The 25,533-nt window shown below is 59.4% G+C and carries 26 protein-coding genes; 12 read left to right on the forward strand and 14 right to left on the reverse strand.

The window, feature by feature from the left end; translation table 11 throughout:
- Window positions 1-8 precede the first annotated feature (8 nt).
- Window positions 9-1,625, forward strand: a complete 1,617-nt coding sequence (locus SIB83_RS08555) for a hypothetical protein (RefSeq protein ID WP_413745568.1) — start codon at window positions 9-11, stop codon at window positions 1,623-1,625.
- Between the two features lie 29 nt (window positions 1,626-1,654).
- Here SIB83_RS08555 and SIB83_RS08560 read toward each other — a convergent pair whose 3' ends face one another.
- On the reverse strand, window positions 1,655-2,305 hold the full coding sequence (locus SIB83_RS08560; protein ID WP_413745569.1) for a hypothetical protein: 651 nt from the start codon (window positions 2,303-2,305) through the stop codon (window positions 1,655-1,657).
- Between the two features lie 352 nt (window positions 2,306-2,657).
- On the opposite strand from SIB83_RS08560, the gene argS reads away from it, so the two are divergent.
- From argS to SIB83_RS08575, 3 genes are read left to right on the forward strand one after another with little or no spacing between them, the layout of a single operon-like run.
- Window positions 2,658-4,430, forward strand: a complete 1,773-nt coding sequence (gene argS, locus SIB83_RS08565) for an arginine--tRNA ligase (protein ID WP_413405040.1) — start codon at window positions 2,658-2,660, stop codon at window positions 4,428-4,430.
- Window positions 4,430-5,938, forward strand: a complete 1,509-nt coding sequence (locus tag SIB83_RS08570; RefSeq protein ID WP_413745570.1) for a hypothetical protein — start codon at window positions 4,430-4,432, stop codon at window positions 5,936-5,938. The genes argS and SIB83_RS08570 overlap by 1 nt, the downstream gene beginning before the upstream one ends.
- Before the next feature lie 7 nt (window positions 5,939-5,945).
- Entirely contained in the window at window positions 5,946-6,953 is a 1,008-nt protein-coding gene (locus SIB83_RS08575; protein ID WP_413747338.1) for an asparaginase, read from the forward strand.
- Here the strand turns inward: SIB83_RS08575 and SIB83_RS08580 are convergent.
- The gene (locus tag SIB83_RS08580; protein WP_413745571.1) at window positions 6,935-8,638 is read right to left on the reverse strand and encodes a protein adenylyltransferase SelO family protein; all 1,704 of its coding nucleotides are present in this window, start codon (window positions 8,636-8,638) and stop codon (window positions 6,935-6,937) included. The two genes, SIB83_RS08575 and SIB83_RS08580, sit on opposite strands and share 19 nt — an antisense overlap.
- Window positions 8,639-8,826: 188 nt before the next feature.
- On the opposite strand from SIB83_RS08580, the gene SIB83_RS08585 reads away from it, so the two are divergent.
- Entirely contained in the window at window positions 8,827-9,936 is a 1,110-nt protein-coding gene (locus SIB83_RS08585; protein ID WP_413745572.1) for a pyridoxal phosphate-dependent aminotransferase, read from the forward strand.
- Between the two features lie 8 nt (window positions 9,937-9,944).
- On the opposite strand, the gene SIB83_RS08590 is transcribed toward SIB83_RS08585, so the two are convergent.
- From SIB83_RS08590 to SIB83_RS08620, 7 genes are all read right to left on the reverse strand, one after another.
- The gene (locus tag SIB83_RS08590; protein WP_413745573.1) at window positions 9,945-10,688 is read right to left on the reverse strand and encodes an MBL fold metallo-hydrolase; all 744 of its coding nucleotides are present in this window, start codon (window positions 10,686-10,688) and stop codon (window positions 9,945-9,947) included.
- A gap of 25 nt (window positions 10,689-10,713) precedes the next feature.
- Window positions 10,714-11,322 (reverse strand): anthranilate synthase component II, encoded by a 609-nt coding sequence (locus tag SIB83_RS08595; RefSeq protein WP_413745574.1) that lies wholly within the window; start codon window positions 11,320-11,322, stop codon window positions 10,714-10,716.
- Window positions 11,323-11,325: 3 nt separating this feature from the next.
- Complete coding sequence (locus SIB83_RS08600; protein ID WP_413405053.1) at window positions 11,326-11,799, reverse strand: diacylglycerol kinase family protein; 474 nt, start codon at window positions 11,797-11,799, stop codon at window positions 11,326-11,328.
- On the reverse strand, window positions 11,777-12,373 hold the full coding sequence (ybeY, locus tag SIB83_RS08605; RefSeq protein ID WP_413745575.1) for an rRNA maturation RNase YbeY: 597 nt from the start codon (window positions 12,371-12,373) through the stop codon (window positions 11,777-11,779). Before ybeY ends, SIB83_RS08600 begins: the two co-directional genes overlap by 23 nt.
- Window positions 12,370-12,570 (reverse strand): DUF3285 domain-containing protein, encoded by a 201-nt coding sequence (locus SIB83_RS08610; protein ID WP_413745576.1) that lies wholly within the window; start codon window positions 12,568-12,570, stop codon window positions 12,370-12,372. Before SIB83_RS08610 ends, ybeY begins: the two co-directional genes overlap by 4 nt.
- 2 nt (window positions 12,571-12,572) lie before the next feature.
- A protein-coding gene (prfB, locus tag SIB83_RS08615; RefSeq protein WP_413406246.1) for a peptide chain release factor 2 occupies window positions 12,573-13,701 on the reverse strand; the annotation gives its coding sequence in 2 pieces (ribosomal slippage) (window positions 12,573-13,625 and window positions 13,627-13,701; 1,128 coding nt in all).
- Complete coding sequence (locus SIB83_RS08620) at window positions 13,624-13,815, reverse strand: hypothetical protein (RefSeq protein ID WP_413406588.1); 192 nt, start codon at window positions 13,813-13,815, stop codon at window positions 13,624-13,626. Before SIB83_RS08620 ends, prfB begins: the two co-directional genes overlap by 78 nt.
- 52 nt (window positions 13,816-13,867) lie before the next feature.
- On the opposite strand from SIB83_RS08620, the gene grxC reads away from it, so the two are divergent.
- From grxC to SIB83_RS08635, 3 genes are read left to right on the forward strand one after another with little or no spacing between them, the layout of a single operon-like run.
- Complete coding sequence (grxC, locus tag SIB83_RS08625; RefSeq protein WP_413405057.1) at window positions 13,868-14,122, forward strand: glutaredoxin 3; 255 nt, start codon at window positions 13,868-13,870, stop codon at window positions 14,120-14,122.
- Between the two features lie 23 nt (window positions 14,123-14,145).
- The gene (gene gshB, locus SIB83_RS08630; RefSeq protein ID WP_413745577.1) at window positions 14,146-15,069 is read left to right on the forward strand and encodes a glutathione synthase; all 924 of its coding nucleotides are present in this window, start codon (window positions 14,146-14,148) and stop codon (window positions 15,067-15,069) included.
- Window positions 15,070-15,108: 39 nt separating this feature from the next.
- Complete coding sequence (locus tag SIB83_RS08635) at window positions 15,109-17,124, forward strand: S9 family peptidase (protein ID WP_413745578.1); 2,016 nt, start codon at window positions 15,109-15,111, stop codon at window positions 17,122-17,124.
- Here the strand turns inward: SIB83_RS08635 and SIB83_RS08640 are convergent.
- Window positions 17,110-18,516, reverse strand: coding sequence for an isochorismate synthase (locus SIB83_RS08640; protein WP_413745579.1), 1,407 nt, complete (start codon window positions 18,514-18,516; stop codon window positions 17,110-17,112). The genes SIB83_RS08635 and SIB83_RS08640 overlap by 15 nt on opposite strands.
- Before the next feature lie 69 nt (window positions 18,517-18,585).
- On the opposite strand from SIB83_RS08640, the gene menA reads away from it, so the two are divergent.
- From menA to SIB83_RS08660, 4 genes are all read left to right on the forward strand, one after another.
- Window positions 18,586-19,551 carry a 2-carboxy-1,4-naphthoquinone phytyltransferase gene (gene menA, locus SIB83_RS08645; protein ID WP_413745580.1) on the forward strand — a complete coding sequence of 322 codons (966 nt, stop codon included), beginning with the start codon at window positions 18,586-18,588 and terminating at the stop codon, window positions 19,549-19,551.
- Between the two features lie 4 nt (window positions 19,552-19,555).
- The gene (locus SIB83_RS08650) at window positions 19,556-20,533 is read left to right on the forward strand and encodes an o-succinylbenzoate synthase (protein WP_413745581.1); all 978 of its coding nucleotides are present in this window, start codon (window positions 19,556-19,558) and stop codon (window positions 20,531-20,533) included.
- Window positions 20,533-21,798, forward strand: coding sequence for an AMP-binding protein (locus tag SIB83_RS08655; protein WP_413405068.1), 1,266 nt, complete (start codon window positions 20,533-20,535; stop codon window positions 21,796-21,798). Before SIB83_RS08650 ends, SIB83_RS08655 begins: the two co-directional genes overlap by 1 nt.
- A gap of 423 nt (window positions 21,799-22,221) precedes the next feature.
- Complete coding sequence (locus tag SIB83_RS08660) at window positions 22,222-22,956, forward strand: phycobilisome rod-core linker polypeptide (RefSeq protein WP_413405070.1); 735 nt, start codon at window positions 22,222-22,224, stop codon at window positions 22,954-22,956.
- A 5-nt stretch (window positions 22,957-22,961) separates the two neighbouring features.
- On the opposite strand, the gene SIB83_RS08665 is transcribed toward SIB83_RS08660, so the two are convergent.
- From SIB83_RS08665 to SIB83_RS08680, 4 genes are all read right to left on the reverse strand, one after another.
- Entirely contained in the window at window positions 22,962-23,342 is a 381-nt protein-coding gene (locus SIB83_RS08665) for a ferredoxin (RefSeq protein WP_413405072.1), read from the reverse strand.
- Window positions 23,343-23,479: 137 nt separating this feature from the next.
- Entirely contained in the window at window positions 23,480-23,614 is a 135-nt protein-coding gene (locus tag SIB83_RS08670; RefSeq protein WP_413406248.1) for a photosystem II protein Y, read from the reverse strand.
- A 195-nt stretch (window positions 23,615-23,809) separates the two neighbouring features.
- The gene (locus SIB83_RS08675) at window positions 23,810-24,265 is read right to left on the reverse strand and encodes an acyl-CoA thioesterase (protein ID WP_413405074.1); all 456 of its coding nucleotides are present in this window, start codon (window positions 24,263-24,265) and stop codon (window positions 23,810-23,812) included.
- An 80-nt stretch (window positions 24,266-24,345) separates the two neighbouring features.
- Window positions 24,346-25,530 (reverse strand): NAD(P)H-quinone oxidoreductase subunit H, encoded by a 1,185-nt coding sequence (locus SIB83_RS08680; RefSeq protein ID WP_413405077.1) that lies wholly within the window; start codon window positions 25,528-25,530, stop codon window positions 24,346-24,348.
- Between the last annotated feature and the right edge of the window lie 3 nt (window positions 25,531-25,533).

Consider the following 25,533-nt stretch of genomic DNA (forward strand, 5'->3'; position numbering starts at 1 on the left):
CATTCACCATGACAACCACCACGCGGCATCCTGAACTCGCCCTTCTCAAATACCAGCCCTTCCCCTCAGAGCAGAACCCCTGCTTCAGCCACATGCTGGTTTGCAGCACCGCACCCCTGGAGGCCGAGAGGCCCTTTCGCTTGGCTCTCACGCAATCTGATTTTCGTGCGGATTTTGACAACAACGCCCAGAACTTCGCGAAGCTGCGCACCCATCTCTCCGAGTTCTTCCAACGGCAGCAGAGCAATGGCAAGTCTCAGCGTGTGCGGGTGGTGGTTCGCATCCACGGCTACAACGTTCCCTTGCAGAGTGTGAGGGAGGAATACAAGCAGGCGGAACGCAAGTTCAGAGACGACGCCTGCCGGCTTACGGAATCACCACCTGATGATTATGTGTTGTTTGTGCACTACGCCTGGCCGTCCGAGCGGATTGGTGCCGGAGGACCTTTGTGCTGGTTCCGTGCCATGCCGATGGGCCTGTGGTTGCTCTTCGCGCTCGGCAGCTTGCTCGCTTTCTTTGCCGGCGGTTGGCTCGCTGCCATCGGTCAATTGTGTCTGGGGATTGGAATCACACTGATGCTGCTGCGCATGGTCACGTACTTCCGCGACCGTGAACGCGCCAGCACCTTTGGTGTGTTCGATGCCGTTGAGATGGTCAGAGCTCTCCACCACCTGGTCAAGGAGGTCATCCCCGATCGCAGCTATCTGGCTGATCTCCAGAGCGGTAAGCAGCCGCGGATCAGCCTCAGTTTCCTGGGTCACAGCATGGGCACGTTCGTGACAACCATGCTCATCCGTGTGCTCACCAATGTCTTCGATCCCGAAGCGGATACTCACCTCTGGTCGACTAATGCCCAGTCGGGTCCATTTGGTGGTCCAAGCTGCCCAGCGTCCTTCGATGAGCAAGCGAACGAACGACAGCGAGAACAGTTGGCGCAGATCGGTGATCTGTTCACCCTTGATCGTTTAATCCTCGTTGCTGCCGACATCCCGGTCTGGACGATCACCACAGGGCGTTCCAATTATCTGCGCAGTTGCCTGCGTCGTTTCCAGCAGACTTTTTTGTTCGTCAATGATGCCGATATGGTGCTTCGGCTCGCCTCAACTCTGGCCAATTACTTCGTGTTTCCCTCGGGGACGCGCATCGGTGGCTATCGGCTCGGCAACCTGAGCATCAAAGGGCGCACGCGAGCCCAGGGTTACGGCAAGTGTGTGTCAGATCTGAGTCATCTCGAGCTCCATGGTGCGCTGCGTACGGAAACCCTTTGCGATGACAAAACCTTTTGCTGCAAGCCATGGATTGGCTACCCGCTCAATGTGATCGACTGCACCGACTACGACGATGGTGGGCGTTATCTGAGTGCGTTTACGGCTCGCAATGCCGCGCAGAGATTTTTCAATTACGCCGCCACGTTGCTCTTGATGCTTGCCAGCCCTTTAAAGATCAGCAAGATTGATTGCCACGGCGGATATTTTCAAGGCAAGTTCTGCATGAATCTTCTCTATGAACTGGCTCTTTATGGTGATGGCAATGAAGAAAAGGAGTTGAGCGCAACAGAAGCAAAGTTGCGTCAGCACCAGATCAGCTGGATCGCGGTTCCCAGTCGTCCAAGCGGACCTGGTTGAGAGGGGCAGTTCGGCATTCTTGAAACGATTTATGCCGTCGCACCAGCCTTATCAAGTGCGGAGGAGAATTTTTTGGCATAACGTTCAATCAGATCAGCTTTGTCCAGGCCGTTGATGATTTTGCGGGCGTGAAAGTAATCCACGATTTGCCCTTTGTGTGGATCTCCGATGAAGTTTTTGAGTGCCCATCCTGTAAAAATTCCACAGAACATGCCGTCAAACATGATCACTGCCGCATAGCGATCATCTTTGACGGCATCTGGGTGTTCCGTGAAATCGGGTGCATCGGGGAAGATTGATCGCACTACCCCGGTCATTTTCGTGTAGTTGGTTCGGCCTGTGAGCTGGACAAATCCCCGCCCATGAAATCTGGCTCCATCACCAGGCTCGTTGTTGCCAAGGTCAGAGCGATTTTCATACATTCGCGTGAAATAGGCGGTATCTCCGTATTCATCAATCGGTTGCATCGTGGAGGCCGTCTCATGCTTCGTGGTCGCGAGCATGTAAGCCAGCCAGCCAATGGAGCGGATGTCCCAGTTGGTTTTGAAGGCGCCTGTTGGCGGGTTGGGTGGAGAGTCCCAGAAGTTCAGGATGGCCTCCATGCCATTTACGTTCTGCTGCCTCAGTACCCCGTTGAATAAATCATCTCGAATGCAGTTGTAGAAGATCTTGCGGTTCAATAATCGTCTTCCCTTGTGCAAGACTGCACATTAGTCGGACAGTTTGTTGCTGGCATCTCCTTATTTGATTCTCTGTGGATCAATCACTGAGGCTGAGATTGAGTTTCGGGAACATCAATGCATGCGTTGGCACTGCTGAGTTGATATTGGTGCGTCGTCACTGGTGCGTCGTCACTGGTGCGTTGCCACTGATAAATGCCTAGGCCATTAGCTGCGCTTGCGTTGTTTCGGAGGGTTCAGATGCCTGGGCAGGTTCGAGCTCGTGTTCAGTGGCCGCTGAATGATCGAAGCCCGAGGGGGACCCCCGCGCCGGGGGATGATCAGGAGCTGACTTCATTGACCGCTGCTTTCCATGCTGCGCATCGCCCAGGCCCTAGACACCCAGTTGCGTGGTGCGATGCAGCGTGCCTTTCCGGAGGTGGATGCTCTGCTGGAGCCCCAGCTGGCAGCAGCGAGCAAGCCGGAATTTGGTGATTTCCAGGCCAATGGAGCCCTCCCCCTGGCGAAGCCCCTGAAGCAGGCGCCGCGTCAGATCGCTGCGGCGATCGTGGAGCAGTTGCAGGCTGATGCCGAGTTCAAAGCCCTGTGCCTAGAGCCTCAGATCGCGGGCCCAGGCTTCATCAACCTCACGATCCGTCCGGAGCGCTTGGCAGCCGAGGTGGCCTCCCGGCTGGGAGATGAACGGCTCGGGGTGCCGGCCGTGGAGAACGCGGCGCCGGTCATTGTGGATTTCTCCAGTCCCAACATCGCCAAGGAGATGCACGTGGGCCATCTGCGCTCCACGATCATCGGCGACTCTCTGGCGCGGGTGCTGGAGTTCCGCGGCCATCCGGTGTTGCGGCTGAACCATGTGGGCGACTGGGGCACCCAGTTCGGGATGCTGATCACCCATCTCAAGCAGGTCGCACCCGAGGCGCTCGACACCGCCGATGCCATCGATCTCGGTGATCTTGTTGCCTTCTACCGGGAGGCCAAAAAGCGCTTTGATGATGATGAGGTTTTTCAGGCCACATCCCGCGAGGAGGTGGTGAAGCTGCAGAGCGGCGATCCTCTGTCGCTGAAGGCCTGGGGCCTTCTGTGTGACCAGTCGCGGCGAGAGTTCCAGAAGATCTACGACCGGCTCGACATCCGCCTGAGCGAACGGGGCGAATCGTTTTACAACCCCTTTCTGCCTGCGGTGATCGATGGGCTGAAGCAGGCCGAGCTGCTGGTCACCGATGAGGGCGCGGAGTGCGTCTTTCTGAAGGGGGTCAGCGGCAAGGACGGCAAACCGCTGCCGGTGATCGTTCAGAAAAGTGATGGCGGCTTCAATTACGCCACCACCGACCTGGCGGCGATTCGCTACCGCTTTGCTGAAGCTCCCGAGGGTGATGCGGCCCGCCGGGTGATCTATGTGACTGATTCCGGTCAGGCCAGTCACTTTGCGGGGGTGTTCCAGGTGGCGCAGCGGGCCGGCTGGATTCCAGGGGATGCTCGCCTGGAGCATGTCCCCTTCGGATTGGTGCAAGGGGAAGACGGCAAGAAGCTCAAGACCCGTGCCGGCGACACCGTGCGTCTGCGTGATCTGCTGGATGAGGCGGTGGAGCGCGCTGAGGTCGACCTGCGCTCACGCCTCAAGGACGAAGGGCGCAGTGAACCGGAAGATTTCATCAACCATGTGGCCGGAACCGTTGGCCTGGCGGCGGTGAAATACGCCGATCTCAGCCAGAACCGGATCACCAACTACCAGTTCTCCTTCGATCGCATGCTGGCGTTGCAGGGCAACACCGCGCCCTATCTGCTGTATGCGGTGGTGCGCATTGCGGGGATCGCCCGCAAGGGTGGTGATCTGGATGTGGCGGCTGATCAGCTGCAGTTCAGCGAGCCGCAGGAGTGGGCCCTGGTGCGTGAGCTGCTCAAGTTCGATGCGGTGATCGCTGAGGTGGAGGAGGAGCTTCTGCCCAACAGGCTCTGCAGTTATCTGTTCGAGCTCAGCCAGGTGTTCAACCGCTTCTATGACCAGGTGCCGGTGCTCAAGGCTGATGCAGCCGCATTGCCATCGCGCCTGTCCCTGTGTCGTCTCACCGCCGACACACTCAAGGCCGGCCTCGGTCTGCTCGGAATCGCCACCCTGGAGCGGATGTAATGGATCAACGGCTGTATAGCCTCCAAACCCGGTACTGGCCGACCGCCATTGCCGTTCTGCTGGTGGTGATGCTCTTTGTCTCAGAGCCGGCGATCGTCGATTTTTTTCAGAAAGGCCATTTCAACTGGGTGTCGCTTCACTCCTTGGCCATCGCTCGTCACAGCAGCATTGCCAACGGAGGCGTCGGTTATTCCTGTGAATGGCTCCATCCGAATGGAGCCATTCACCTTGATTATTTCAATCGCTACCCGATCGTCTTCGCGGTTGTGAGTCGTTGGCTGCTTTCACCCTGGGCCGGTGATGGGGTGGCCTGGCTTTATGCCGCTCGGCAATGGATGAATCTGATTTTTGTCGCCACAGCTCTGGCGCTCTGGTGGTGGCTTCGCGCGCTGCATTTCTCTCGGCCGGTGGCGATGGCCTCCGTACTGTTCACGCTCTCAGCGCCGGTGGTGCTGCAGTACCGCAACATGTTTCACTTCGATCAGCCTGCGTTGCTGGCCTACGTGCTGTTGCTGCTCGTTGTCGTTCGCAAGGTTCTCTCAGCGCAGCCTGACCTGCGCTGGTACTGGTGGGCCTTGTGCCTGGCTGCTCTGAGTGGTCGTTCCGCAGTGGTGCTGATGTTTTCCTTGGTCTTGCCGCTGAAACGGGATCTTGATGTTCCTCGCGGGCGCTTGTGGCTGGGTGTGCCGATCGCTTTCGGAACCGTAGGGCTCGCAACCAGCTACAACATCGCCTGGGAAGCCCACCTCAATGCCGTCACCTGGACCAGCACCTCGGTGGTGCAGTCAGCCATGCGCCGACTTGGCCTCAGCGGAGATGGTTTTAGTGAGCGGCATCTGGAGCGCACCCGTTGGTTGGGGGGGGCGCTGCCCAAATTGATCACTTACATCACGGAGTTCATGCTGCCGCTGCTGCTGGTCGTGGCGGTGCTTGTGCTGACGCGCCTATTCATCCAACGAAGACGTTCCTCCTCAACGGATGGCTTGATCCTCGCTGCCGTGCCCGATCAGGCTCTGAAATGCCGGCGCCAGATGCTCTGGAGTACCGGCGGGACCACCGCCCTATGGGTGGTGGTGATGAAAAATCTGTTTGTGTTCCATGTGTACGCCGGCATGATGATGCTGCCGTTCCTGTTGCTCTGCATGGCGCAGACTCTCGAACGCCTCATCCCAGAGGTCTCGGCAGCTCTCACGCTCAGCGAGCGGCGCGTCACCCAGTGCACCGTGTTGATGGCCGGATCGGCATTGGCGATGGTGTTGCTGCTGGGTCCTTCGGCGCAATTCAGACCCGTGATCGCCAGACGGCTGCTGCTGGAGTCTTTTTTTTCAGATCTTGCCGCCTATCGCAGCGGTGCCGAGGACCGTGTGCCGGTGCAGAGCGACGATCAGTGGTTCCCGCAATCCCCCTACGCCCAATGCGCGTTGCTGGATGCTCCACTCCTCTACGGTGAGCCTTCCCCAGATACCCCGCTCAGCCGCCCTCCTGTGTTCCCATCTCGACCTGATTGATCAGGGCATGCATCGTCCTCGGATCCTTCTGATTGGTACCGGTGGCACCATCGCTGGGACTGCGCCTGAGTCCACTCAGTTGAGTCACTACTCAGCGGGTGCCATTGGCGCTGGGGAGTTGTTGCAGACCGTTCCCCAGCTGCAGCAGCTTGCTGAGATTGAGGCGGAACAGATCGCCAACGTCGACAGCGCTGATCTGCAGTTCGATCACTGGCGCCGATTGGTGGCGCGCATCCGCGAGGCGTTGGCCGTTGATCCCGACCTGGCGGGGGTGGTGATCACCCATGGCACCAATACCCTTGAGGAAACCGCCTGGTTGCTGCAGCTGCTGATCGATGACCCGCGGCCTGTGGTGCTGGTGGGAGCGATGCGCCCGGCCACGGCCCTCAGTGCCGATGGCCCGTTGAATCTGTACCAGGCGGTGCAGGTGGCAGTCAGCTCCGAGGCACGCGGGCAGGGCGTGCTGGTGGTGATGGATGGCCAGATCCATGGCGCCCGCGATGTCACCAAGGTGGCCACCCAGGGGGTGGGGGCCTTCGCCAGTCCCAGCACTGGAGCACTGGGCTGGGTGGATGACGCAGGCGTGCATCTGCCAACGGCGAGCGGTACTCGGCAGGTGCCCTTCGCTGCGCTCGTTTTACCGGAGCAATGGCCCCAGGTGCCCATCCTTTACGGAGCCGTGCAGCCCGAGTCGTGGATGATCACCGCATGTCTCAAGGCCGGTGTTGCGGGTCTGGTGTTGACCGGCACCGGTGCCGGTCAGCTGTCGGTCGGGGAACGTCATGTTCTTGAGGCCTGGACTGGTCCGCGGCCGCTGATGCTGCGAGCCAATCGTTGTGGGTCAGGAGTGGTTCATGGTGGTGAGCAGGATGCTGAACTTGGCTTGCTCCCGGCTGGTGTGCTGAGTCCGCAGAAGGCGCGAGTGCTGTTGTTGCTCGCTGTGATGGCTGGGTTTGAACAGGACCAGCTGGCGCAGCTTCTCCCCATCACCCTTGTTCAAGACGAGCAGCTGTAGTGGGAGATGCCTCCTGCACCGAAGAACTCCTGTGGTTTCAGTTGGTCGTAGCGAGCGGCGAGTTCGGGCGAGAGCGGTTCGTAGGGGTTGCGGAACACCGTCTGCAGTTCGTGCACCAGGCTGTAGTCACCGCGAGCCGCCTGTTCGTAGGCAGGAGCGATCAGCCATTCGCGCCAGGTGATGGCGGCATTGGCGCGCTGCATCGAAGCGGTGATCTGTTTGGGCTCTCCACCGCCGCTGAGCTGCTGTTGCCAACGCGTTAGCCAGGCGTTCCATTGCGCGTCGAGCTGTGTATCGCTCGGCATGTAAAAGCCCCGCTTCAAAGGTGTGACTTCTTTCGGCAGTGATGTCAGTTCACGGAAAACGATGGTGTAATCCGCTTTCGACGCGACCATCAGCTGCAGCAGATCGCCGATCAGCTCCGGGGCCACGCTGCTCAGACCGAGCTTGCCTGCCCACATGGCCTCCAGTTCGCCCTTCATGGCCTCGCTGAATGTCTCGTGCAGCAAGTCAAGATCGGCCTTTTCGGCTGGATGATCCTTCATCAGCGTACTGAGCGCTGACCAGAACATCCGGTAGTTGGTTTCAGCCGCTTTCGGTTGATTGAAAAAGGAGAAATGAATCCCGCCGCCGGTCCAGGGCTGGAAGCGGGGGTCGAACAGTTCGCAGAAGCCGAAGGGTCCGTAGTCGAGGGTGAAGCCGCCGGCGGCACAGTTGTCGCTGTTGAAGTTGCCCTGGCAGTAGCCCACCCGCATCCAGTCGCCAACGAGCCTGATCAGGCGTTCCCGGAACAACTGCGCCAGCTGCACCACCTGCGTCGGGAACGGCAGGGAGTCGTCAATCTCCTCGCGGTAGTTCCGTTCGATCAGATGCTGCACGATCATCTGCAGCTCCTGATGAGCTTCGGGATGAGCTTCGCTGCGGGCGCGCCGTGCGAACAGTTCCAGCTGACCCACCCGCAGAAATGACGGCGCCACGCGCGTGGTGATCGCAGCTGGATTGTCGACCAGGATGTCGGGGTCCATCGATGGTGAGGTGCCCGAATACCAGGGGCGACGAACGTTCTCGTCGTGGGAGACGTAGAGCGTCAAGGATCGAGACGTGGGAATGCCCAGGGCATGCATGAACTCCTGGGCCAGAAATTCACGCACGCTCGACCGCAACACGGCACGACCATCTGCTCCGCGGCAATAGGGCGTCGGACCACCGCCCTTCAACTGCATCTCCCAGCGCTGACCCTTGAACATGCCTTCAACCACGGAAATGGCGCGCCCGTCGCCGTAGCCGTTGCCATTGCCGAATGGACATTGCTGGTTGTATTCAGTGCCGTAGATCGACAGGGCATAGCCTGTGGCCCAGCCATAGGGGCGCATCGGCTCGCTCATGTTGCTGAGGTCGCCGGAGAAGACACTGCGGAACTCGCCGTCGTGGACCAGGGTTCCATCCAGGCCCAGCGCATCAAACAGCTCGGGGCTGTGGGCGACGTAGTCGGGATTGGGAAGCGGCGTGGGTGTCACCGGCACGTAGTGGCCGGAACGCACCTCCCGCGGGCGGTGATCCTGTCCATCCGGTGTGGCCTGGGGATCGGGCCGCAGTTGCTGCATCAGCGAGTAATCGACCTGCTGGGCGAAGGCGGCAAACGTGGAGGTGATGGCTGGAGTCGTTGCGCTGGAGCTGGCGGTCATCAGTCCGATTGCTGCAGTGATTGCATCATCGGTGGGGAGATGCCGACACTGCGCTTCTCCGGGAGGCTGCGAATCACTATGTCCGTTACGTTCCTCGCCTCTCCATTGGCTGAAGCGAGTCGCTGAGCACGGCAAGCTGGACCTGATCTGCCTCGGCACCACTCTCCAGGAGATTCGATTCATCGCTGATGGCCATGTCTGAACCGATTCCCTCGCCAGAAGCTCGTCCGGATGTGGAACGCCTCCGCGGTTACAGCGCGCCTCTGGAGGGTCGCCGGGGTCTGCTGCGGCTGGATTTCAACGAGAACACCATTGGCCCCAGCCCAGCGGTCACAGAGGCGATTCGCTCCTTCCCTGCTGACCAGATCGCGGTCTATCCGGAATACGACGGGTTGCGTGAGGCCGTGATCGCCAACCTGCAGTCTTCGCCGGCCGGGCTGGCCCAGCCTCTGTCGGTCGAACAGGTGGGACTCTTCAACGGTGTGGATGCCGCGATCCATGCCGTGATCCATGCCTACGGAGCATCGGGCGACACCCTGCTCACCACCAGCCCCACCTTTGGCTACTACGCGCCGTGTGCGGGCATGCAGGGAATGGCCATCGAGGCGGTGCCCCATGACATGCCGGGTTTTCGCTTTCCGCTGGAAGCGATGCGCACGTCTCTGCAGCGCGGGCCGAAGATCCTGATGCTCTGCAATCCCAACAACCCCACCGGCACTCGGCTTTCTGCTGAAAACGTGCTGCAGCTGGCAACTTCCGCTCCCGACACGCTGGTGGTGGTTGATGAGCTCTATGAAGCCTTCACCGGTGACAGTGTGCTGCCGCATGTGGACTTTGCCGTGCACACCAACCTGCTGGTGCTGCGCTCCCTCGCCAAGACCGCCGGTTTGGCCGGCCTGCGCATGGGATTTGCCATCGGTTCGGCTGGAGTGGTCGATCGGGTCAGCCGCGTCACCGGTCCCTACGACGTGAACAGCCTGGCTGTCACTGCTGCCTTCGCTGCATTGTCCGATCAGCCGTACACCGACGACTATGTGGCCGAGGTGTTACGTGCCCGTGACTATCTGGTTACGGTGCTGACGCGATCCGGTGCCGTTTTCCACTGCGATGGAGGCAACTATCTCCTGCTATGGCCCCGTTCCCCCGCCCAGCAGGTGGAGCAGCAACTGAGGGATGCCGGCATCCTGGTGCGTTCGATGGCCGGCAAGCCCCAGATCGACGGCTCCCTGCGTGTCAGCATCGGCACCCTCGCCCAGATGCAGACGTTCTGGGAGAGCTACCGCCAGCTAGACGGCTGAGTCGGACGTCAGCGCATCACCTCGATCACTGTGCTGTCTCCGAGGTTGCCCGGCAGGGAGAGTGTCGGTCCGACCTGCCGAACCTGGGAGCCACTCATGGCGTCAAGAAACGGCTGCACGCCACCCTGGTCGCAGCCGCTTGGAGCCTCTCCATTGACGTATTGAACGGGGATCACCCGGCGTGGATTCAGTTGTTTCACCACCTCAGCGGCTTCCTCACCGTTGTAGACCTTGCCTCCGCCCCCGACGCCGATGATCAGGACATCAGGGCGACCCAGCAGCACCCTGTCATCGCCGCTCAGAGGCGCTGCCGTACCCCCGAGATGGGCGAAATTCAGCCCTCCCTGCTGCCAGCGCCAGATGGTGGCGTTACCGAAGCGGCGTCCGCCCACTCGGTCATGAGGAGCGGAAAAACCCTCCAGGTCCATGCCGCCAACGCGATAGGACCCCGGCTTGGACAGGTAGGTGCCACCACCGATTCGTGCCCCCTCATCCGGCAGCTCGGAGCTGGCCAGAGTCACGCTGGCGCCGACGCGGGGTTCCGCGAGACCCGTGGCGCAGCCCACGGCCCGGAAAGGGTTCACCAGAACCGACTGGCCGCCGCCGCGAATCAGCAGGGCACTGTGTCCGTAACTGGTGATTGAAACGCCTGCCGCCTGCACAGATGTGCTGCTGATTCCGGCCAGCAGGGTGGATGCGGCCAGGGAGGTGATGGCCCGGCCAGGACCCTGGTGTTTCAGGAAGACTGTCATCGGGGATGCCTGCTGGCACAGGAAGCTAGCAGTGCTGAATGTGTCCTTCCGCAATCCTGAGGAAGTTGGCCAGCAGGTTGTGACCGGCTTCCGTGAGCACGCTCTCGGGATGGAACTGCACGCCCTGGAGATGGGGATGTTCGCGGTGACGCAGTCCCATCACGGTGTCGTCCTCAAGCCAAGCAGTGACTTCAAGGCAGGCGGGAAGGCTGCTGCGTTCAGCGATCAGGCTGTGATAGCGAGTGGCGGTGAGGGGCTGAGGCAGGCCAGCGAAGACCCCTTCGCCTCGATGGAGCACCGGTGAGGTTTTGCCATGCATCAGTTGCGCAGCCCGCACGACCTTGCCTCCGTAGGCCTGTGCAAGCGCCTGATGGCCCAGGCAGACCCCCAGTGTGGGAATGTTCGGCGATAACTTCTTCAGCACTTCCAGGCAGACCCCCGCCTGATCAGGATCTCCCGGGCCCGGAGACAGCAGGATGGCGTCTGGGCTCAGGTCACTGATCTCGGCAAGACTGAGCGCGTCGTTGCGTTCCACGCGCAGGTCCTGAGCAAGGGGGTGCTGGGCGGCCAACTCCCCGAAATACTGCACCAGGTTGAAGGTGAAGCTGTCGTAGTTGTCGATGACAAGCAGCATCGTCTAAAGGCCGAGACGAACAAGCAGGGGCGGGAGCACCAGCAGCAGAGCGATCACAAGCGAGCTGATGGAAGCCACCAGCACAGCGGCCGCTGCGCAGTCCTTGGCGATCTTGGCCAGAGGGTGGAAGCGTCGCCCGACGGCCAGATCGACCACTGATTCAATGGCGGTATTGAGCAGTTCAAGCACCAGCACGGCTGCCACGGTCAACACCAGAACGGCCAACTGGATCGCAGGCAACCCCAGCCAAAGGCCCAGGAAGAATGCCAAGCTGCCTCCCCCCAGCTGGATGCGGAAGTTGCGTTGGCTGATGAAGCCATACCCCAGTCCCTGAGCTGCGTAGCGGAAGCTGGATGGCAGGTCGCCGGCGATTTTCCAGGCTCCTCTGTGGGCAGCACGGTGGGCACGGCGGGTGCTGCGCTGGCTGATCTCCTCGCTCAACGGAGCTCCATCGTCAGGATTCCGGAGTGATTTCATCTGCTGATTCACAGTTGATCTCACCGTGGGATTGAACGATACCGGCCATGGCAACCAGTTGCTCCTGGCATTGCAACATGGCTTCCAGCTTCGAATCATCGGGATGGTCCCATCCCAGCAGGTGCAGCAGGCCATGGCTCACCAGCCAGCAGAGCTCCCGTTCCAGACTGTGCTCCTGCTCCAGAGCCTGACGTTCAGCCGTCGGTACCGAGACGACGATGTCCCCAAGCTCAATGCTGGTGCTGCTGTCAGGGGGCATCTCCGCTTCCAGTGCTGAAAAGGACAACACATCGGTGGCCCTCGGCTTGTCTCTCCAGCGTCCGTTCAAAGCAGTGATCTGGGCATCATCAACAAACTGCAGGCCGAGAGAAATTTCTTCGCAGTCCATCAGCTGGTTTGGAGTGGAGTCGCCACAAGCGCTGATCAGGTGATGCAGCCAGAGATGCAGGGTTGCTTCCCAGGGCTCCCCCTGGCTGAGGCGCTGATGAGCATCCGTTCCTTCCGCGCACTGGATCAGCTCCTGCGCGGCAGGGGTGAAGGCCAGGTCAATGGTGAATGTCGTTGTGTGGCTCACTGGGGCAGTGTCGGTCTCCCCAGCCACGCGACCACAAGGATGAAGCCGATGAATCCTGCGGCCGTCAGGCCGAGATGGAACAGGCTCTTGCTGCCCTTGCGAACCATGTTGCGCATGGCCTGTTTAACGAAACTCGGCGGAGGCACGGTCGCCGCACTGTCCTTCGGCGTCTCGATGCCGTCGGGCTTTGAACTCATGGTCAGCTGTCCTCGTCCTGTCCGGGGCTGTCCACACCCTGGCGCAGCAGCGCCTGAATGAAGGGATCGAGATCTCCGTTCATCACACCCTGCACATCGTTGGTTTCCTCCTGGGTGCGCAGGTCCTTGACCATCTGATAGGGGTGGAACACGTAGTTGCGAATCTGATTGCCCCAGGCCGCCTCCACAATGTCGCCTCGGATGTCGGCGATCTCGGCAGCCCGTTGTTCCTGAGCGATCACCAGCAGCTTGGCCTTGAGCAGGGCCATGGCCTTCTCCTTGTTCTGGAGCTGGGAGCGCTCCTGGGTGCAGCGCACAGCCAGCCCGGTGGGAATGTGCAGGATGCGAACGGCGGTCTCCACCTTGTTGACGTTCTGTCCGCCGGCTCCACCGGAGCGGCTGGTGGTCACCTCCAGGTCCTTCTCGGGAATGTCGATGTCGACTTCCTCCTCGAGTTTCGGCATCACCTCGATACCGGCGAAACTTGTCTGGCGCTTGTCGTTGGCGTTGAAGGGAGAAATCCGCACAAGGCGATGGGTGCCTTTCTCGTTGCGAAGGTATCCATAGGCGTAGCGACCTTCGATTTCGATCGTGGCGCTCTTGATTCCTGCCTCTTCCCCTTCGCTGAGCTCATCGACGCTGACCTTCATGTCATGGTCCTCGGCCCAGCGGGTGTACATGCGCAGCAGCATCTGAGCCCAGTCCTGGGCATCCGTGCCACCGGCTCCGGCATTGATGGAGAGCACGGCTCCTTCCTTGTCGTACTCACCGCTGAGCAGGCGCTCCAGCTCCCAACGGTCGAGGTCCCTGCGCAGTTGGTCAAGCCCTCCCTGCGCCTCGGCGAGCAGGTCGTCGTCGGGCTCCAGGTCATACAGCTCAAGTGTGGCCTGGGCATCGGAGACAGCTCCCTGCCAGGTCGCCAACTGCTGCAGCTGAGCCTTCACCTCATCGAGACGACGCATCTGCTTCTGAGCATTCTTCTGGTCATCCCAGAAGTCAGGCTGGGCGGCGAGCTGTTCGAGATCCTGTTGTCTGGCGTTCAGTGCAGGAACGTCAAAGACAGTCCTGAGCATTGCCCAGGCGATCAGTGAGCTCGGAGAGGTCGCGCTTGAAGTCGGTGAGGTCGAGCAACGGAGTGCGTTGAACGGATTTGGCGACCTTATCAGTGCGGAATCTCTTCCCTGCCCGACAACCAACTCCCATGTGCCGAGGCGCTCCCCCCGATCGACTGAGGGGAACGCTCAACAAGTGGAGACTGAGTGCATGCATAGGATCAACGTCCCGTGATGAGGGCTCCATGCCGAGCGTCGAGATCTACACCTGGCGCACCTGCCCCTTCTGCATCAGAGCCAAGCAGCTCCTGGATCGCAAGGGCGTCTCCTACTCCGAGTTTGCCGTTGATGGTGATGAACCTGCCCGCGACGCCATGGCAGCCCGAGGCGATGGCCGTCGCAGCGTTCCTCAGATCTTCATCGACGATCGACACATCGGTGGATGCGACGATCTGCACGCTCTTGAGCGGGCCGGCGAGCTTGACGCGCTGCTCTCCTGAGTTCCCTGCCCCGATCGCTGATCATGCGTCACCTGTTCGTGCTGGATCCGCTGGATCGGATCAATCCCGCCAAGGATTCCACCGCTGCACTGATGCAGGCCGCCTCGCGCTCTGCGCTGGAGGTCTGGGCTTGCACACCTGCTGATCTCATCGCGCTCGGTGACGAACCTCTGGCGATGGCCATGCCGGTTCAGCCTGACCCCTGGATCACCGCCGGCGAGCGAGAACGGCTGCCGCTGAACACCTTCCAGGTGATCTGGATGCGCAAGGACCCTCCGGTTGACGAGGCCTATCTATACGCCACACATCTGCTTGATGTGGCAGAGCGAGCGGGTGTTCGTGTCCTGAACCGTCCGGATTCTCTGCGCACCTGGAACGAGAAGCTCGGTGCTCTGCGTTTCAGTCGTTGGATGGCACCCACTCTTGTCTCCGGGAGAGTCAGTGAGCTCAAGTCCTTCGCTCAAGCGCACTGCGACATTGTGCTCAAACCTCTGGGAGGACGTGCAGGGCTAGGAGTGATTCGTGTGTCTTCCCAGGCACCCGGCCTCAAGGCTCTGCTGGAGCTGGTCACAGAGCAGGAACGACTGCCTGTGATGGCTCAGTGCTTTCTTCCTTCCGTGAGCGAGGGTGACAAGCGCATCCTGTTGGTGGATGGAGAGCCGCTGGGGGCTATCAATCGACGGCCGGCCGCTGGAGAATTTCGCAGCAATCTGGCGGTTGGCGGTCAGGCTGAAGCAACTGATCTCAGTGAGCGGGAACGCCAGATCTGCGCGGCCCTTGCTCCTGCACTGAGGGCCGAAGGTTTGTTTTTTGTCGGCATTGATGTGATCGGCGGCATGCTCAGCGAGATCAACGTCACAAGTCCAACAGGCATCCGCGAAGTGGAACGACTGATGAATCAGCCCCTGGCAGATCGGGTGATCGCGCGTCTCCATGACCTGCTCTGATCGATCACAATTGCGGTCTGAATAGCGATCCGGATTTTGTTGAGAAGGGGTTTGCGCTGGGGGGCCGCTGTTCTGGTTGGTCTGATGGGAGGTTTGACCGGCGAGGGCCGTTCGGCCGAGGTCGGTGCTTCACCTCCGCTCATTCCACGACAGGTGCTGTTCGGCAATCCGGAAATCATCGGCGTTTCACTCAGTCCCGATGGCCGTCGGATCTCCTATCTGGCTCCTGATCAGGGCGTACTCAATCTCTGGGTTCAGGATCTGGATGGAGATGCTCCAGCTCGCGTGATCACCGATCAGCGAGACCGTCCCCAGAGATCAGCCTTCTGGACGGCCGACGGTCGCTATCTGATCTCGTCCAGGGATGGCGATGGTGATGAGAACACTGTTTTGGTCAGAATTGACCCCGCCACAGGCGAGAAGCGGGATTTGACGCCTGAGAACAAGGTGAAGGCATTCCTGGTCGGGGTGGATCGAGAGGCACCTTCCGAGCTCGTGGTGGGACTCAACGACCGTGATCCTCGTTATCACGATCTCTATGTGATCAACGTGGACAGCGGAGACAGAAGCTTGCTCTACCGCTCCACCGATGACGGCAGTCAGGTCAATGTCGATTGGCTAGATGGTGCTTGGCACCCTGTTCTGCGTTCCAACATCCTTCCCGATGGTGGCAGCAGCTTCGAGCTGCGGCTGCCGGGTGACACCAGCTGGCGGCAGTTCCTTCAGCTTGGCTTTGAGGACACCATCAGCGATTCCGGGCCCAGTGGGTTCACGCGTGACGGTCGCTGGCTCTACGGACAGCTCAGTACAGGTGAAGACCTCCCCAGGCTGGTGCGCTGGAGTCGTGAGCAGCTCGAGTCCTGCGGCACCGACTGCACTCCAGAGGTGTTGCATCGGTCGTCAGCCGGTGCTTTCGCTGTGGATCTCAGTGATCTCGACACCGGTGTTCCGCTGGTGCTCAAGGAGGTTGATCTCCGTTCCCGCAGAGTGGTGCTGGACGCGTCCGTTCAAGCGGACATCGACAGGCTTGAGCAACTGGCCGGCTCCAACGAGTTCAGTGTTGTCGATCGTGATCTCGACAACCGTCGTTGGTTGATCGCCATCGGCTCCGATCAACAGGGACCCCAGTACTGGCTCTGGGACCGCGAGCTGGATGAGATTCGCAAGCTGTTTTCAGTGCAGCCGCGGCTGGATGCCTACGACCTTGTGCCCATGGAAAGCCTTGATCTCAAGGCCAGGGATGGACGTCGACTGCCCGCCTATCTGACCAGAACCCCGATCAGCGCCCGCACAGGACCGCAACCACTGGTGTTACTGGTTCACGGAGGTCCACAGGCCAGGGATTACTGGGGATTCAATCCGATTCATCAGCTGCTGGCGAATCGCGGTTATCACGTCCTGAGTGTCAATTACAGGGGATCGACCGGGCTCGGCAAGGACCATCTTCTCGCCGGGGAGGGCGAGTGGTACGCACGCATGCAGGACGACCTGGTCGATGCCGTGCGCTGGGCAGTGGATGAGCGCATTGCCGATCCTGATCGTCTGGTGATCATGGGCGCGTCCTATGGCGGCTATGCGGCGCTCGCCGGCCTCACCCGCGATCCTGATCTCTTCGCTGCGGCCATCGCTGAGGTTGGCCCTTCCAATCTGCGCACGCTCCTGGAGTCAATCCCGCCTTACTGGGAGTCGGGCAGAACGATTCTTGAGCGCATGATCGGTGTGGGCAAAGTTGATCTTGATGCCATTTCCCCGATCCAGCACGTTGATCGGATTGAGCGTCCGCTGCTGCTGGGCCACGGTGCCAACGATCCTCGCGTCAAGCTGACGGAAAGCGAAACCATTGCAGCGGCGATGGCGGAGCGACAGCTGCCGATTGACTTCGTTGTTTTTCCCGATGAAGGTCACGGTCTGGCGAATCCCAGCAATGCTCTGGCGATGTATGCGCTGGTCGAAGCATTCCTCAGTCAGCATGTCGGTGGTCGAGCTGAGCCCTTCGGGTCATCTCTCGAGCAGTCTTCCCTGGAGTGGCGAATGCGCTCCTCAGCGACCCCCTGACACCAGATCCAGCTGATCGGCGAGGACGGTGAGCTTGAGCCCCACTTCCTGGAGCTCACGTTCGGCCACCGAACCGCGCACCAGCCCGGCGCCTGCAGTCAGATCGAGCTGCGCGCCTCGGGCATGCCCGCAGCGGATGGCGACACGCAGTTCCGCATCTCCTGCACTGTCGATCCAGCCGATGGGTGCGGCATAGCCATCGCGATCGAATGGCTCCAGGCTGCGCAACCAGCTCATCGCTTCACGTCTGGGCAGGCCTGCCACCGCAGGAGTGGGATGAAGCACGCCAGCCAGAGCAAGAGGCGACTGGCCAGGAGCCGGCGTGGTGATAGGGGTATGAAGATGGATCAGTTGGCCGTGTCTGGCAAGCTGAGGACTGCGCGGCCGTCGTGGCTTGAGCCCCTGCGCGCTGAGATGTTCGGTGATTGCCTGCACCACCAGTTCATGCTCACGCCGGTCTTTGTCGGAGTTGAGCAGCGAGGTGGCGTGGTCGTTGCGACCGGCTGTCCCGGCGAGCGCATCGCAACGCAGCTGGCCGTTGCGCAAGCTGAGCAGGCGCTCGGGCGAGGCGCCGAAGAAGCTGTCCTGCCGGTTGCGCTGCCAGAGGAACCGGCAGCTGCCTGCCTGCTGGTGGCGCAGACGTTTCAACAGCAACAAAGGGTCCAGAGGTGAGGTGAGGCTCACCGAGTGGCGCACTGCCAGAACCAGCTTGTGCAGCTCACCACCATTCACCAGTTCCAGGCCGCGCTGAAGCGCCGAGGTGTAGCGCCGTTCCCAGTCGCCGGGTGTGATCCTGCCGCTCAGATTGCCTGAGGTCTGGCCTGGCCAGCTCCTCCAGGACTGCAGTTTCTCGGCCATCAGCCAGAGCGACTCAACGAGTGAGCGCACATCACTCGCCTCCTGGGCGATGCCGTGCAGACGCAGCCAGCCGTGCCGTCCATGACGACTGAGTTGCCAGCGAGGCAGGACGGCCTGAACCGAGGGCATGCTGCCCTGGGGCTGGAGTTCTCCGCTCTGCTCGAAGAAGGAGAAAGCCAGCAGGATGCGTGAGCGTGCCTGGGCCGGTGCTTCAGGCGTGCCCTCCAGGATGCGTCCGAGCGTGATGTCACTGAAACGCTGAGCCAGTTCGAATCGACGGGGACCTGACAGCTCCAGGTGATGGCAGCGGCCGGCGGCGGCAAGGCAAAGACCTGGTGCTCCATCCCAGAGGAAACGGAACGGGTCGGCATCCTCGAGATCAGCGAGCTGCAGCAGTGGATCAAGGCCCCGCAGTGGTACTGCCAGGCCAAAAACACCGTCGTCCGCCTTGCGCTGATCCCACACGCGCATGGCACGTTCCAGCAGGTCACTGAAGCGCGGTTCAGTTGAACTGTTTGGGGGCGCGGCCGACATCTTGACGGCAGGACGGAGAGTTACTGCTCAAATGTATGAGTCCTGAAGAGGTCTCCACGAGTCCAGTCCATGCCAGATCAACAGGCTGTTGCAACCCTTCACTCCCGCGGCGATGATCGCCGGCGTCTCTGGAAGGCAGCGATCAAATGGCCGATGTATTCCGTTGCGGTCATGCCAGTCCTGCTTGCGGCTGGATGGCGCCTGGGTTCAGGCTCCCCCGTGCGCTGGCTCCAGGGCTTCGTTTTTCTGCTGGCAGCGGTGCTGCTGCTGATCTGGGAGAACCTCAGCAACGACCTCTTTGATGCCGAGACCGGCGTCGATGATCAGGGCAAGCCCCATTCGGTCGTGACGTTGGTCGGTCGGCCACGCCCTGTTCAGCAGCTGGCCACGCTTGCCTTGCTGATGGGCCTGATGCTGATCCTGTGGATTGCGCTCAGAAGCAGTCTTGCTGTGCTGCTGCTGGTGCTGGTGAGCTGTGGTCTGGGGTATCTCTACCAGGGACCTCCCTTTCGTCTGGGATACCAGGGGTTGGGTGAACCCTTGTGTTGGCTCGCATTTGGTCCTTTCGCCACTGCAGCTGCGTTGTTGGTCATCGCCCCTCCAACGGATGTCGTGCCCTGGCAAGCGGCTCTTTTGCTCGGCTCCGGTCCCGCTCTTGCGACAACGCTGGTGTTGTTCTGTTCGCATTTTCATCAGGTCGAACAGGATGCGGAGCACGGCAAGCGATCTCCCGTTGTGCGCCTGGGCAGTGCGCGGGCAGCGTCCCTGGTGCCGTGGTTCGTTGCAGGCACCCTCGCTCTGGAATGGGCGCCTGTGCTGCATGGCGACTGGCCACTCAGCGCTCTTCTGGGAGCCTTGGGGCTGCCTGCGGCCTCCTCTTTGATCCGCTTGCTTCGCGCGCATCATCACGAGCCTGAACGCATCACCGGCAGCAAATTTCTCGCTCTGCGATTCCAGGCGCTGAATGGCCTCGGACTGAGTATCGGTCTGGGCCTGGGTCCGTGGTTCGGCTCACCTGTTCTGCTGCCTGGTTGAGTCGATGACGCTGCAACTGGCGATCCGCTCCTATGCCTTTTCCCTGACACGTCCGCTGCAGACTGCTTCAGGTGTCTGGCAAAGGCGTGAGGGCTGGCTGTTGCGTCTGAGCTGTTCAATCTCCGGTCGGGTGGGCTGGGGGGAGGTGGCTCCGCTTGATCCACAACACCGACCAGCCTGTGCACGGGTCATAACGCGATGGGAGAACCCTGGAGAAGTGGAGTTCCATCGAGATCAGCTTGAAGCTCTGCTGCCGACGCTGCCTGCTGAAGTCGGCTTTGGGCTCGGTGCTTCGCTGGCGGAGCTGGATGGTGATGTTCAGGCCTGGCTTCCTGCCCCGAGCTCGGCATGCTTGCTGCCAGCTGGTCCTTCCATGCTGCCGATGTTGGACCAACTGCTGGCGACTCATCCGGTGGGTGAGCCCATCACAGTGAAGTGGAAGGTGGCAGCGGCGGACTTCGATCAGGAATGGTCATTGTTGTCCTGTCTTCTGGACCGGCTGCCGCCCGAGGCTCGTCTGCGTCTGGATGCCAATGCCGGCTGGGATCGGACTGAGGCGGATCGATGGGCTGGAGTCCTTGCGGGTGATCCCCGTTTGGACTGGCTGGAGCAGCCGCTGGCAGTCGACGATCTGCAAGGTCTTGAGGATCTGGGGCAGCGTGTGCCTGTCGCCTTGGATGAGTCGCTGCTCAAGCAACCGGCTCTGCGGGAGCAGTGGAGGGGATGGCAGGTGCGGCGACCGCTGCTGGAGGGAGATCCGAGACTCCTTTTGCATCAATTGCAGGAAGGTCGGCCGCGGCTGATGTTCAGCACCGTTTTCGAAACCGGTATCGGTTTTCGCTGGTTGGCGTTGATGGCAGGGCTTCAGCAACGAGGCCCCACTCCGGCGGCTCCTGGCCTCGCTCCCGGTTGGTGCCCTCAAGGTCGCTTGTTCAGCTCTGATCCTGAGCAGGTGTGGGTTGCCGCTGAGCTTGGGGGTTGATGGGCAGCTTGAGGGTTCTCCACTGCGATCCTGCTCAGCCTGATCAGGCAGCTGCGGCTCTCGAGGCGAATCTTGCCGATGGCAGTTGGGTGCGTCTGCTCCCTTCCGGCGTTCAGCCGGAGCGGCAAGACATGGATCCAGATGGCCAGCACTGGCCTCCTGGATCCGGGCTGGTGCTGTCAACAGGTGGCAGCAGCGGCGCTCGCCAGCTCTGTCTGCATCCCTTGTCGAATCTGGACCGTTCTGCCGAGGCCTCTGCTTCATGGCTTGAGGCGATCGGCCTGAAGCCCGCCTCAACACTGGTCTGGAACCCGCTGCCTTTTCAGCATGTGAGTGGCCTGATGCCCTGGTGGCGTGCCCGTCAGTGGGGTGCAGACCATGCCTGGATCCAGCCCGCTCTGATCAAACAGCCTGCGCTGCTCCTTCAACACAGCCGTCGCCACCCACACTGGCACCAGCGTCAGATGGTGCTGTCGCTGGTGCCCACCCAGCTGCGGCGACTGCTGGCTGATCCCTGTGGTCGCTCCTGGTTGGGTGAGATGGCCGTGATCTGGGTTGGTGGTGCAGCCTTGCCAACCGATCTGGCCGATCAATCCCGTGACCTGGGCATCAGGCTTGCCCCCTGTTACGGCGCGACCGAGACAGCCGCGATGGTGACAGCCCAGGCTCCGCTTGATTTTCTGGCGGGGACGGGTGGTTGTGGTCGACCTCTTGATGGTGTGCGTCTGCGACTGAATCATCAGGGAGCTCTGGCGGTGCACTGCGACCGGCTGGCTGTGGCCAGGCTTGATGGCACTGGAGGCCTCTGTGCGCTGTCGGATGTCAATGGATGGTGGCATTCAGCTGATCTGGCGGAACTTGAGGGTTCGCCGGCTGATCCCCAGCTGCATCTTCTGGGACGCATCGATGACGCCATCCATTCAGGTGGGGTCACGGTGTTTCCTTCGCAGTTGGAGCAGAGGCTGCTCACAGAGGCCCGCAGGCAAGGGCTACCGCTAGATGCGGTGCTGTTGCTTGGTTTGCAAAATCGTGAATGGGGAGAACGACTGGTTGCACTTGTTCGTTGGACGTCCGTTGAATTGCCGTCGGACGGTCTCGACCGCTTGCGCCGGTTGGTGTCCGACTGGCCAGCACCGGAACGCCCTCTGTCTTGGATTCATTGTCAGGAACTGGAATGCACCTCTGCAGGGAAGTGGGACCGGTTGCGTTGGCAGAAGTGGTTGGCAGCTCAACAATCAGCTCAGTCATCTACTCAATACTGCTGAATGCATGGCTCAGTGATGCATTTGTATGTTCAATCAATGCGTTGTGAATATCACTCTTGAGTCAGATCTGTTTCATCTCATCCACTGGAAACGGCCACATTCCTGATCTGGTTTGACGTGGCTTGCCATTCGCGTGATTTGCAGGTTGGGCTGTCAAGTGATTTGAGTCTGTGGTGGCAATGACCCAGATCTGGACTGAGACCCCGGTCTTCAAAATGCGCTGATGCCTTGGTCCCTCTCTCTGCGTATGGGACCAGCACAAAAATCGCAAAAGCGGCACGTTCTCTTTGCCACGAATGCGCGTATCAAATTAATTCCAGTGCTCTGGATCGACGCCTGAATTGTGAATTAGTTTGCGGTTTGTCTCCCTGATATAACGACAAACTCTTAGGGTAATTTCCTGAGTTTTGCTGGGTTGTTTCGTTGCCAGTTCCCCTTCGGCCCTTTCGACCGACCTCTCAAAATATTCGTGTAAGCACGATTGCTTCCCCCTCCATTGAAGGGGATGTCGTTGATAATGCTGGAGATGTTATTAATCGGTGTTATCGTCAGATTTATTTTCATGCAATGAGTAGCGATAGAGATCGCTATCTCGAGTCGCAACTTAGAAATGGTTCGATCACTGTTAGAGATTTTATCCGAGGACTTTTACTTTCAGATCGCTTTTTGCGGGGTTATGTTGCCTGCAACAGCAATTATCGCCTTGTTGAGCAGGTCATCGGTAGAGCTTTAGGACGTAAAGTCAGAGACAACACTGAAAAATTAACTTATTCCATCGTTATCGCTGAGAAGGGATTTGAGGCCTTCGTTGACCTTGTCCTCAACAGCGAGGAGTACATGCAGAGATTCGGATATGACTCTGTGCCACTTGAGATGTCCAGGGTTTTGCCTGGTCGAGCTGTTGGCGAGGCGCCTGTTTATCAAGAGTTCCCCCGTTACTCCTACGATTGGCAGGAAAAACTGACGTCAAACGACATGATGATGTCGATTGATGATCACTTGAATTTCGGTCCGACGAAGTCGTTTGCCGAGAAGGTTTTGTATGAACGGCCTTCTGACAAGGCATTCCGCTACATCATCCCATCGTTCGTCATTCTTTCAGGTTTGATTGTTGTTGGAATCGTGAAAGTTTTTACCAGTATTTTTGTAGTTGGCTGAATCGCTCAATAAGCGGTTTTCTCCATTTCTTCCTTCTTTTTTTCAATCAATTCCTCAAAGCTTATCCAGTGAATGCAGTCCACTGGGCAGGTGTCGATGGCTTCATTGATCACCATTGTCGAATCGCCGTCTTGGCGTATTGCTCTGCACTTTCCTGTGTTCTGGTCCATCAGGAAGGTGTTTGTTGCCACATGGGCACAATATCGACATCCGACACAGACCTCTTCGTCGACCCAAATGGCCTGCATTCTCAGTTCACCACCCAGGCAGGGTTCCAGGCCGGAAGGTGACGTGACGCTATGAGAGGGCGCAGTGAATGCTGCCGAAGTGTCAAAGGTTGTTTCAGCGTCTGAAGGTGCTGAAAATGCCGCAGAGGTGTCGAACATCGTGGTTGGCTTGTATCACTTCCGAATCAAAAAGCTCAGTGTTTCTGTTAAAAATGAGACTTTCAAGTGCTGTCGGAGTACTTCAGCTTTCAATGAGGTGATGAATGGTTTGATCAAACAAGAAGGACAGGACCTGTTCAGGATGTTTGATTGGTTTTGTACTGTCTGATCGCAACCTCAAGTTGTCCAATCGCGGCTCTGCCGATATTGAAAGCAGCCCAGCCGAGAGCAAGAAGAATGGGTAATGCAACGATCAGAACCCTTAAATCCATCGGCGTAAGAAAATGACCCATAAATTAGCTTTGCAGCATATTTTTTTTGTGTTCTTTGATGGCTGGCTGCGTGGCAGATGGTTGATGTGGTGAGGATTCTTGAACTTGCTGGCGTCACAATTGTGCGTAATGATCTTTTGTCGGATTGCGCGGCTGTCGCCTCGCTGCGCAAAGCGGGTTGAGTTAGTTGCCGGTTCAGAGTTCTCTGACCTGTCCGATCTGTGCGGCTTCAATCCAGAGTGAGATTGCGTCCGGTAATGGGCAGCGTTGATGCGTTTCTGTATGAATCGCCACATGTCTGATCACGCCAGCGGCAACGTTCTGGTTCTTCAGCAGAAATTGACTGCGAACCTCAAAACATCCCTGGTCAATTTGTTGTGGAGTCAGAGTCACGACCAGTCGGTCTCCCCCGTGGACCGCTTTTTTGAAGCTTGCGCTGCAATGCACCACCGGGAGAGATGTGTCCGGCCAGCGCTCCTGACCGCGACAGCCAGGAAACACCGCTTTGGCTTCAATGCCGTAAAGCTCCAGGCTCTCTTCCCAAGCTTCATGGCACCAGCGCAACAGCTGGTGGAAATGCATGACTCCCGCAGCATCCGTGTCTCCGAAACGCACGGTTCTGGTGAGGTTGAGCCATGGAAGCTTCGTCATCAGGCGATCATCGTGCCGACAGCGAAACCGGGGATAGGTTCAGCCAAAGAGTCACGCTCGTCGCTTGCCAGCTGCTCTGATCAGCGATCAACGGATCCCATGATCACGTCGATCGAGCCGAGGATCGCCATGATGTCTGCAACCTTGTGTCCCTTGAGGATGTGAGGAAGGATCTGAAGATTGTTGCTGTCTGCAGCACGAATCTTGAAGCGCCAGGGCGTCACATCGTTGTTCCCCTGAATGAACACTCCGATCTCGCCTTTTCCAGATTCCAGTCGGGTGTAAAGCTCTCCGTTGGGGATCTTGAATGTGGGTGCCACCTTCTTGGCCACGTACTGATAATCAAAGCCGGCGAAGTCGCTGTCTTTGCCCTCGGCCATGCGTTTGGCCTCCAGGTTTTCAGTAGGTCCACCAGGAATCATGTCGCAGGCCTGGCGGAGAATCTTCAGAGACTGGCGCATTTCCTCGACACGAACTCTGTAGCGAGCGAAGCAGTCGCCCTCTTTCTCCCAGATCACATCCCAGTCGAAATCGTCATAGCACTCGTAATGATCGACTTTGCGAAGGTCCCACGGCACCCCGGATGCTCTCAACATTGGGCCGGAAAGACTCCAGTTGATGGCTTCTTCCTTGCCGATCACTCCAAGACCTTCAATACGCTTGCGGAAAATTGGATTATTGGTGATCAGCTTTTCGTATTCATCAATCTTGGGACCAAACCAGTCACAGAAGTCGCGACATTTTTCAAGCCACCCCCAGGGTAGATCGGCTGCCACACCTCCTATTCGGAAATAATTGTTGTTGATCAGGCGCTGGCCGGTGGCTGCCTCCCACAGGTCATAAATCATCTCCCTTTCACGGAAGATGTAGAAAAACGGAGTCTGGGCACCGACATCAGCAAGGAAGGGGCCCAGCCAGAGCAGATGATTGGCGATGCGGTTGAGCTCAAGCATCAACACGCGGATGTAACTGGCGCGCTTGGGAACAGGAATATTCGCCAGCCTTTCAGGAGCATTGACAACAATCGCTTCGTAGAACATGCCCGCGGCGTAATCCATGCGGCTCACGTAGGGCACGAACATGACGTTCGTTCGGTTTTCGGCGATTTTCTCCATGCCGCGATGGAGGTAACCAATCACAGGTTCGCAATCGACCACATCCTCTCCATCGAGAGTCACCACCAAGCGCAGCACCCCATGCATGGATGGGTGATGGGGGCCGAAGTTCACCACCATCGGCTCCGTGCGCGTTTCCATCTGCGTCATGGG

The sequence above is a fragment of the Synechococcus sp. MIT S9507 genome (assembly GCF_047304715.1).
Taxonomy (GTDB): domain Bacteria; phylum Cyanobacteriota; class Cyanobacteriia; order PCC-6307; family Cyanobiaceae; genus Synechococcus_C.